Genomic DNA, 6,988 nt, shown 5'->3' on the forward strand with positions numbered 1-6,988 from the left:
CTCGCCCCGTACAACGGGCCGCATCCCTACGACGCCCGCCCCGTACCGGTGCTGCACTGCGTCGGCTGGTTCGACAACCTCGGCATCGCCCACATGCGCGACTACACGGAACTGGCCAAGCGTCCCGGCTGGGCGGCCGTCCAGTACCTGGTCGCCGACACGATCGACCACGAGAACTACTTCCTTGAGGACGCCCCGGCGTCCGCCGCCACCGATCACCTGGCCGCCGGCGCCGCGCTCGAACGCATGCTGGACTTCTACACCGGCCCCGCGATCGAGTTCTTCGACGTCTTCCTCAAGGGCACCGCACAGCCCCACTCGCTGCCCCGGGTCCGCTGGAAGCTCGGACACGACGGCTGGCGCACCTCGGACGCCTGGCCGCCGCCCGAGGCCACGGCCACCGAGCTGTACCTGGCGGAGCCGTCCGCGGCGACCGGTCCGGTCCCGGGCGGAGCACTCGCCCCGCACCCTGCCGAGGGCACGGAATCGGCGCAGTGGCGGTACGACCCGGACGATCTCGTGCCGTCCGCCGCGACCGACACCTTCCTGCAGTTGCGCGACCACGTCGACGAGCGCCGCACACTCGACCGGGACGATGTCCTCGTGTTCACGAGCCACACCTCCGACAGGCCGCTCGACCTCGCCGGACCCGTCCACACGGTGCTGCACGTGGAGAGCACGGCACCCACCTTCGACGTCTTCGTCCGTCTCCTCGATCTGGCACCGGACGGCACGGCGCGCCTGATCGTGCGCGGATGTGCCCAGGCCGACGCACCCGGAGAAGTGGAGATCGCCCTGGGACACACCGGCTACCGCCTACGGCCGGGCCACCGCCTCGCCCTGATGATCGCCGGCAGCGACTTCCCGAACCACCTGCCCAACTCCGGCTCGCTGGAGAGCCCGTGGCTGACGACCGCCCCCAAGGCGAGCCGGCAGAAGCTCCGGACCGGCTCCGCCCACCCCTCCCGCCTGCGTCTGACCGTCCTGCCCGAAACCGGCGAACAGCCCCCGCACCCTGGAGGGCCCATGCTCCCTCTGCGCCAACTCCCCAGCACACCACCGGCAACCGGCACGGCAGCGCGCCACCCGTCCGCGGCACGATACGGCGAGGGATGTGATCCGAGATGAGCCTCCGATTCGTCGCCACCCGCCTGGGCATGCTCGTCGTGACCGTGCTCGTCTCCAGCCTCGCCATCTACGGCGCGATGTTCCTCACCCCGGGAGACCCCGCCACCCTGCTCGTCGGCGGCAGCCGAAACCCCGATCCCGCCGTGCTGGCGCAGATCCACCGCGAGTACCACCTGGACGACCCGTTCATCCAGGGCTCCTGGCACTGGCTCGGCAACTGCCTGCAGGGGGACTTCGGGAAGTCCCTCGTCTACCGCGACTCCGTCAGCGGACTCATCGGCGCCCGCGCCGGCGACACCCTCGCACTCGGCGCCTACGCCTCCGTCCTGGTCCTCGCCGCCGGCACCGTCATCGGCACCCTCGCCGCACTGCGCGGCGGCCGCACGGAAACGCTGGCCACGACCCTGACGGCGGGCGCGATGGCGGTACCGACCTTCGTCATGTCGGTCCTGCTCATCTGGCTCTTCGCCGTCCAGCTCCCGTGGTTCCCCGTCTACGGCTCCGGCGAGGGCGCCACCGGCACCCTGACACACCTGACGCTGCCCGCCGTCGCACTGGCGATGACCTGGATCGGATACGTCGCCCAGGTGACCCGGACCGCCGTCCGCGCGGAAATGCGCTCCGAGCACGTGGAGACCGCCCGCAGCCGCGGCGTTCCCGAGCGCACGGTGATCAGGCGGCACGTGCTGCACAACGCCTCCGGCCCCGTCTTCGCCGTCTCCGGCGTCGGCATCGCCGGACTCATCGCCACCGCGGCCGTCGCCGAACAGGCCTTCGGCACCGGAGGACTCGGCGCCCTCATGATCGAGGCCGCGTCCAAGCAGGACATGGCCGTCGTACAGGCCGTGTCGCTCATCTTCGTGATCGTGTTCGTCGTCATCAACACCACCGTCGACCTGATCAGCGCCGCCCTCGACCCCCGAACCACGCAGAAGGGGGTCCGATGACCACCGCCCTGTTCACCCGCACCGCGTCCGAGCGGCGGACCGGACGCCCACGCGACCACCTGACGCTCGGCGCGGCCTGTGTCGTCGCCCTGTTCATCCTGCTGGCCGTGCTCGGGCCGCTGCTCGCCCCGCACGACCCGAACACCGTCGATCCCCTGAACGTCAACGCCGGACCGTCCGCCACCCACCTCCTGGGGACGGACGACACCGGACGCGACCTGCTGTCCCGGCTGATCGCCGGAACCCGCGCCAGCCTCGCCGCCCCCGCCGTGGTCATCGCCGTGTCCACCACGCTCGGCACCCTCCTCGCGCTGGCGGCAGCATGGTTCGGAGGCCGGCTCGACCGGTTCCTCTCGGGCGCCCTGGACATCGTCTTCGGCTTCCCGGGACTCATCATGGCCGTCCTCGTCGCCGCCGTCTTCGGCGCCGGACTCACCGCACCGATCGTCGCCCTGTCGATCGCCTACCTCCCATCGCGGGCGATGCGGCCTCCCCGGAAACCCTGCACCGCCTGGCCGACGCGGTCCGCGCCCTCACCGGAGAGCTCACCGGCCGCCGCCGCCCACCGGGGGAGATCCCCGAGGTCGACGAATTTCCGGGCGGGGTACGGATGTACAGCCCGGTCACCGGCGCCGGCAGCCCGATCGCACCGCCCATGGCCGTCACCCCGCTGGAAGACGGTGTCCTGGGACGCTGCCTCCTCGGCATCGCGCACGAAGGACCACCCGGCTACGGCCACGGCGGCGTCAGCGCCATGCTCGTCGACGAACTGATGGGATGGGCGTGCGCCGCCGCCGGGCATCCAGGCATGACCATCTCGCTCCAGACGCAGTACAGGCGCCCGGTCCCTCTGGAGACTCCCTTGCGGGTACGTGCCCGTGTCATGGGAACTGACGACCGCAAGGTCTTCGTGACGGGCTCGATCACCACAGAAGAGGACGCCTCCACCGTCCTGGTGGAGGGGGACGGCGTCTTCCTCGCCTTGGCCCCGGACCACGCCCGTGACCTCTTTCCCGCTCTCCGGGCGTGACACTCGTCCATGGCAGGCGGCTACTCGTGAGCGCGTCCTTTCGGGCCGCCCGGTCGCACACACCTTGCGGCCCGAGAAGGGTCTCGTGGGCCACTGCCCACATGATGCCCAGTTCGGGTTCGCCCCCGGATCCGCCGGGCAGCGCAAGCGCCCTCGTCAGCGAGGCGCGAACTCATATACTCCGGTTGTTCCCTTGCCGGATGACGACGTGCCGATCGACGACGTGCAGGCGAAGCGAGCTTGCCGGGACTTCCACGGCGTACTCGGCAGCCCGATGGCGGTCCCCCCGTCCGCAGTACCGAAACTGAGCCATGGTGAATCGGGACGCATACGGCCGCGAGTTGGAGTATCTGGTTCAGTACGCGCACGACGACTGGCTCGGGTTCTCCGTCGTCAGCGGGTCCTTGGGCAGCCTCCTGGGGCGCGGCGCCTCGTTCCAGGAGCAGTTGGCGCTGCTCCTGCGGATCGTCGGGGATCTGTATGACTGCGGAGTACGAGCCGGCGAGCTGACGGCGTCGACGTGTGAGCCTTTCCTTCCGTGGCGCATGGAGAAGGCGGATGTCCTCGCCCGGATCGCGGCAGAGGTACAGCAGCAAGCCCGGTTGCCGGACTCCGGTGACCTCTGTTGGTTCACGGTGCCGTGATGACGTATCCGGCTCAGCAACTCCTTGTCCGCCTGATGATCACGGGTTAAGGTCCCTGGGCACGTATCGGGGGATCACCGCAGGTGGGGGGACATGGCCGACGAGTTCGACGCGCTTCCGAAGGGTGCGGGCGCCTGGGGGCAGGCCGTCACGGCAGTGGTGCTGGTAGCGGCACTCGGTCTGGGTCTTTGGGCGTACGGGGAGACGGTCGGCCAGACGTCGTCCTCCGGCAGTGCCCAGAGGGCCGGCACGTGTTCGGACGGGGAGCCCGAGAAGGCGCCGAGGGAGACCGGAAACGCTCCCCGGCGCGCCTCCGGGGCACAGCTGTGCAAGGCGCTGAACCGTCCCGACCTCGCTGAGCTGCTGGGTACGCCGGGGGAGCTCCCGAAGACGGCCGGCGGCAGCGATGGCTCGGTCAAGTCGGCCGGCGGCAAGGAGATCGCCACTCCCTCGGCACGGGTCGAGTTCGAGACCTACACCGTGACGCTGTCCGCCACGTACAACCAACTTCCGGTGGCCCTGTTCGCAGCGCTTCTGGGGGAGGACGCGCGGGAGCGGACGGTCCTGAGCCGCCCGGCGGTCCTCTACTCGGACCGCACCATCAGCATCAGCTTCCGCCTCGATGGGAGCGACGCCTCCAGCGGCCCCGGCGTCCCGGCCCGCGCCCTTATCGTGGCCCGGGACGCGAAGGACAGCGGCGGCTCGTTCGAGGTGACCCTGTGGCGCGCGGACGGCGCGGTGCCGGACGACTCGGTGCTGCTCCGCGTCGCCGAGAAAGTGCTGCCGACGGTCCCGGGATGGGCCGCTGAGGGGTGAGGCCCTCCCTCTCGCAGCACTCGTCAGGTGGGGTCCCTTCTCGTCGCCCCGGGTCGGATGGCCGCAGATCGTGCCCTTTGGCGGGGCGTTGTCCGGGACGCCCCCCGGTACGTCGTGCGACCGCAGGTGGGCGTGGGGGAGTGGCCCGGGCCCCTGCGGTCACCGCTCCCTGCGCCGCCCGACGGCGCTGAGCGGGCGCCCGGGCCGGGACCGTAAACCCGCGCGCGCCGGTCGGCGGTGATTCAGGACTTCACGTCGAGTGCGGTGCCGTACAGCCGTCGGACCTTGAGACGGATGACGACCCGCTGTTCGGCTACCTGCTGCTCGAAGAAGGGCAGCTCGTCCGCGGGTCGCGCCTCCGGCGGGATCATCGAGAGCAGCTCCCGGCCAACGGCGTCGCCGGGCGCCGTGGTCGGCTCGGTCGCCTCCGCGTGCCCTTCGGCGACCGCGAACGACCACACATCGGGGCCCTGCACGTGCAGGCCGGCCTGCGGAGTGCGGCGGACATGGACGACCTTGACCCGGTCGGCCGTGGTGGAGAACCGAAGTACACGCTCCTCGGGATCCCAGGAGTAGAGCATGGTGGTCAGATGAGGGTGACCACTGCTCTTGACGGTGGCGAGCGTGCCGAAACGGCCGGCGCTCAGCAGGGCGGAGAGGGCGCCGTCGGAGAGGGGCTGGGGTGCGGGTCCTTGGCTCATGATCGGGTCAACTCCCCTCGTTGCCTTGGACATTCCCGGTTCGGCCGGGACGTCGAATGGGCCAGGGCGTACCGCCCACCTTCAATCGTCCGCCGGGAAGTCGTCCGCGCGTACATGTGGCATGGGGATGCTGCTCACCCGGTAAGGACTGCCGGACCGGCGCGCGGTGGGGGTGATGCGTACGGCCAGCGGCCCCGCCCACTCGTATCCCTTCCGCTCGCCATGTCGAGCCAGGTGGTCGGTCAAAGCTTCTCCGACGTCGCCACCGCCCTGTCGCACCAACTCCTCGTGTACACGGGCGTCCAGTTCCACCTCGTAGGCGTTCGGCACGACCACTCTGCTCTCACTGCACACGACGGCCTGTGAATCGCACTCATGCCGCAGCGCGTCGAGCAGTTCGACGGGTTCACGGCGGTGCGACCCGGGGACCAGGGCGCTTTCCCAGCGCTCCAGGACTCGTTCCCAGCGTGTCAGTTCTCCCTTGGACATGCCCTCTGCCCTCCCCGTCGCTCCCTCGTCACCGGCGCCCGCGCAGGCGGCCGAGGAGACTCCGAGCCTGCGCGCGCTTACGCGGGTCGGCGGCGGCGCGTCGGGCCAATGCGATCGCCCGCTGTCCCTGGGGGCTGCGGGTGAGCTGCTTGATACTCCTCATCAATCCGGACATCTTTTCCTCCTTGGGACCGTGTACCGTCCGCTTACCCGGTGATGCCGGGACGATGTCCGGGACACGCGGCGAGGACTCGGACGGCCGAAAGCCCCTCTTCGCCCCCTTCGATGCGGAGGCTCGCGGCCGGCACCGGGGCATACGAGTAGGCGTCTCCACGAAAGTCGGACCATGGGATGGACCGGGGCTGGTGGCCGGGATCACCGGCAGGCCTTGAAGATCGTGGTCACCTTCCGCACGGCTGGCCTGGAGGGGCCTGCCGGAGCGATTCAGGCCCTGGCAGCCAGTCCACGGACGGGCGCGGCCGAAGCTGGCCTTCCGGCCACCGCCGGCACCCGCGACGCCTGCCTCAGGTCTGAGGGGCCATAGCCAAGCGGACGAAGCCGGCGATACGCGGAGAGAACGTAAGCTCACATTGTTCGCCCAGCCCCGAGTGCACGCCCGCCACCACCTCGGCATCCGGCTCACCGAACACCTCGAAGCGCTCCACCCGGCAGTGCTCCATCACCTCGCGGATGTACGGGTCCGCCAGCTTCCAATGCGTGCGGACCGCGTCGGAGTCCCGATAGAGCTGAAAGCTGTGCGCGAGCATCCGCTCCTCGTCCACGAAGGTCTCCACCATCAGCTGCGGCCCGTGCTGCTCTGCGAACCCCACGGCCTTGGCGATGGCTTCGCGGAAGCTCTCCAGATGGCCGTCCCTGATACGCATCGTGTTACGGAAGAGAAGAATTGCGTTGTCTTGAGTGGTCATTGCTCAACCATCGTTCCTCAATCATGGTTGAGGTCAAGCGCTAGGCCGACTCGTTCGACTCATCCGACTCGCTCGACCTCGTCATCGCCCTCATGTGGCTCACCACCTGGCCGACGCGACGCTCCTAGGGGCTGCGCCCGCCGCCACGCACCCCACCCGGGCGCCCCGTCTCCGTGGGTCGAACGGGTAGTTGGCGGCCCGGCCCGGGTCCCGAGGTGCATCGGAGGTGGTGCCCCCCTGCGTGCGCCGACAAGGCGGTACGAAGAGGGGCGCCCCCATGTGCGGTGGACACCGTTGGCGAATGCCC

General features: G+C 70.1%; 9 protein-coding genes and 1 pseudogene. 7 read left to right on the forward strand and 3 right to left on the reverse strand.

The genetic code is table 11. The features are described from left to right. Positions 1 to 48 precede the first annotated feature (48 nt). From J7E93_RS37120 to J7E93_RS17170, 7 genes and pseudogenes are all read left to right on the forward strand, one after another. Positions 49 to 1,128: a CocE/NonD family hydrolase gene (locus tag J7E93_RS37120; RefSeq protein ID WP_308368689.1), complete on the forward strand. Its 1,080-nt coding sequence runs from the start codon at positions 49 to 51 to the stop codon at positions 1,126 to 1,128. After that, positions 1,125 to 2,075 carry an ABC transporter permease gene (locus J7E93_RS17155; protein WP_215070253.1) on the forward strand — a complete coding sequence of 317 codons (951 nt, stop codon included), beginning with the start codon at positions 1,125 to 1,127 and terminating at the stop codon, positions 2,073 to 2,075. The genes J7E93_RS37120 and J7E93_RS17155 overlap by 4 nt, the downstream gene beginning before the upstream one ends. Next, positions 2,072 to 2,848 carry an ABC transporter permease gene (locus J7E93_RS37125; RefSeq protein WP_251066651.1) on the forward strand — a complete coding sequence of 259 codons (777 nt, stop codon included), beginning with the start codon at positions 2,072 to 2,074 and terminating at the stop codon, positions 2,846 to 2,848. Before J7E93_RS17155 ends, J7E93_RS37125 begins: the two co-directional genes overlap by 4 nt. Beyond that, positions 2,848 to 2,958: pseudogene (locus J7E93_RS37130) on the forward strand (PaaI family thioesterase); the annotation flags it as partial. The gene J7E93_RS37125 and the pseudogene J7E93_RS37130, both read left to right, overlap by 1 nt. Next, complete coding sequence (locus tag J7E93_RS37135) at positions 2,959 to 3,105, forward strand: hypothetical protein (protein WP_251066662.1); 147 nt, start codon at positions 2,959 to 2,961, stop codon at positions 3,103 to 3,105. Between the two features lie 341 nt (positions 3,106 to 3,446). Further along, positions 3,447 to 3,749 (forward strand): hypothetical protein, encoded by a 303-nt coding sequence (locus tag J7E93_RS17165; protein ID WP_215070257.1) that lies wholly within the window; start codon positions 3,447 to 3,449, stop codon positions 3,747 to 3,749. Between the two features lie 93 nt (positions 3,750 to 3,842). Next, positions 3,843 to 4,565 carry a DUF6215 domain-containing protein gene (locus tag J7E93_RS17170; protein WP_215070259.1) on the forward strand — a complete coding sequence of 241 codons (723 nt, stop codon included), beginning with the start codon at positions 3,843 to 3,845 and terminating at the stop codon, positions 4,563 to 4,565. Positions 4,566 to 4,807: 242 nt separating this feature from the next. On the opposite strand, the gene J7E93_RS17175 is transcribed toward J7E93_RS17170, so the two are convergent. The 3 genes from J7E93_RS17175 to J7E93_RS17185 form a co-directional block, all read right to left on the reverse strand. Then, positions 4,808 to 5,266, reverse strand: a complete 459-nt coding sequence (locus tag J7E93_RS17175; RefSeq protein WP_215070261.1) for a TIGR03618 family F420-dependent PPOX class oxidoreductase — start codon at positions 5,264 to 5,266, stop codon at positions 4,808 to 4,810. An 81-nt stretch (positions 5,267 to 5,347) separates the two neighbouring features. Further along, entirely contained in the window at positions 5,348 to 5,755 is a 408-nt protein-coding gene (locus J7E93_RS17180) for an FhaA domain-containing protein (protein WP_215070263.1), read from the reverse strand. A 524-nt stretch (positions 5,756 to 6,279) separates the two neighbouring features. Further along, on the reverse strand, positions 6,280 to 6,681 hold the full coding sequence (locus J7E93_RS17185; protein WP_215070265.1) for a hypothetical protein: 402 nt from the start codon (positions 6,679 to 6,681) through the stop codon (positions 6,280 to 6,282). Positions 6,682 to 6,988: the final 307 nt, after the last annotated feature.

This window comes from Streptomyces sp. ISL-36 (assembly GCF_018614205.1).
In the GTDB taxonomy this organism is placed as follows: domain Bacteria; phylum Actinomycetota; class Actinomycetes; order Streptomycetales; family Streptomycetaceae; genus Streptomyces.

Excerpts from the sequence above, each read along its gene's own strand:
- J7E93_RS17155 (WP_215070253.1), top strand. The coding sequence starts at position 1,125 with ATGAGCCTCCGATTCGTCGCCACCCGCCTGGGCATGCTCGTCGTGACC.
- J7E93_RS37125 (WP_251066651.1), top strand. The coding sequence starts at position 2,072 with ATGACCACCGCCCTGTTCACCCGCACCGCGTCCGAGCGGCGGACCGGA.
- J7E93_RS37135 (WP_251066662.1), top strand. The coding sequence starts at position 2,959 with ATGGGAACTGACGACCGCAAGGTCTTCGTGACGGGCTCGATCACCACA.
- J7E93_RS17170 (WP_215070259.1), top strand. The coding sequence starts at position 3,843 with ATGGCCGACGAGTTCGACGCGCTTCCGAAGGGTGCGGGCGCCTGGGGG.
- J7E93_RS17175 (WP_215070261.1), bottom strand. The coding sequence starts at position 5,266 with ATGAGCCAAGGACCCGCACCCCAGCCCCTCTCCGACGGCGCCCTCTCC.
- J7E93_RS17180 (WP_215070263.1), bottom strand. The coding sequence starts at position 5,755 with ATGTCCAAGGGAGAACTGACACGCTGGGAACGAGTCCTGGAGCGCTGG.
- J7E93_RS17185 (WP_215070265.1), bottom strand. The coding sequence starts at position 6,681 with ATGACCACTCAAGACAACGCAATTCTTCTCTTCCGTAACACGATGCGT.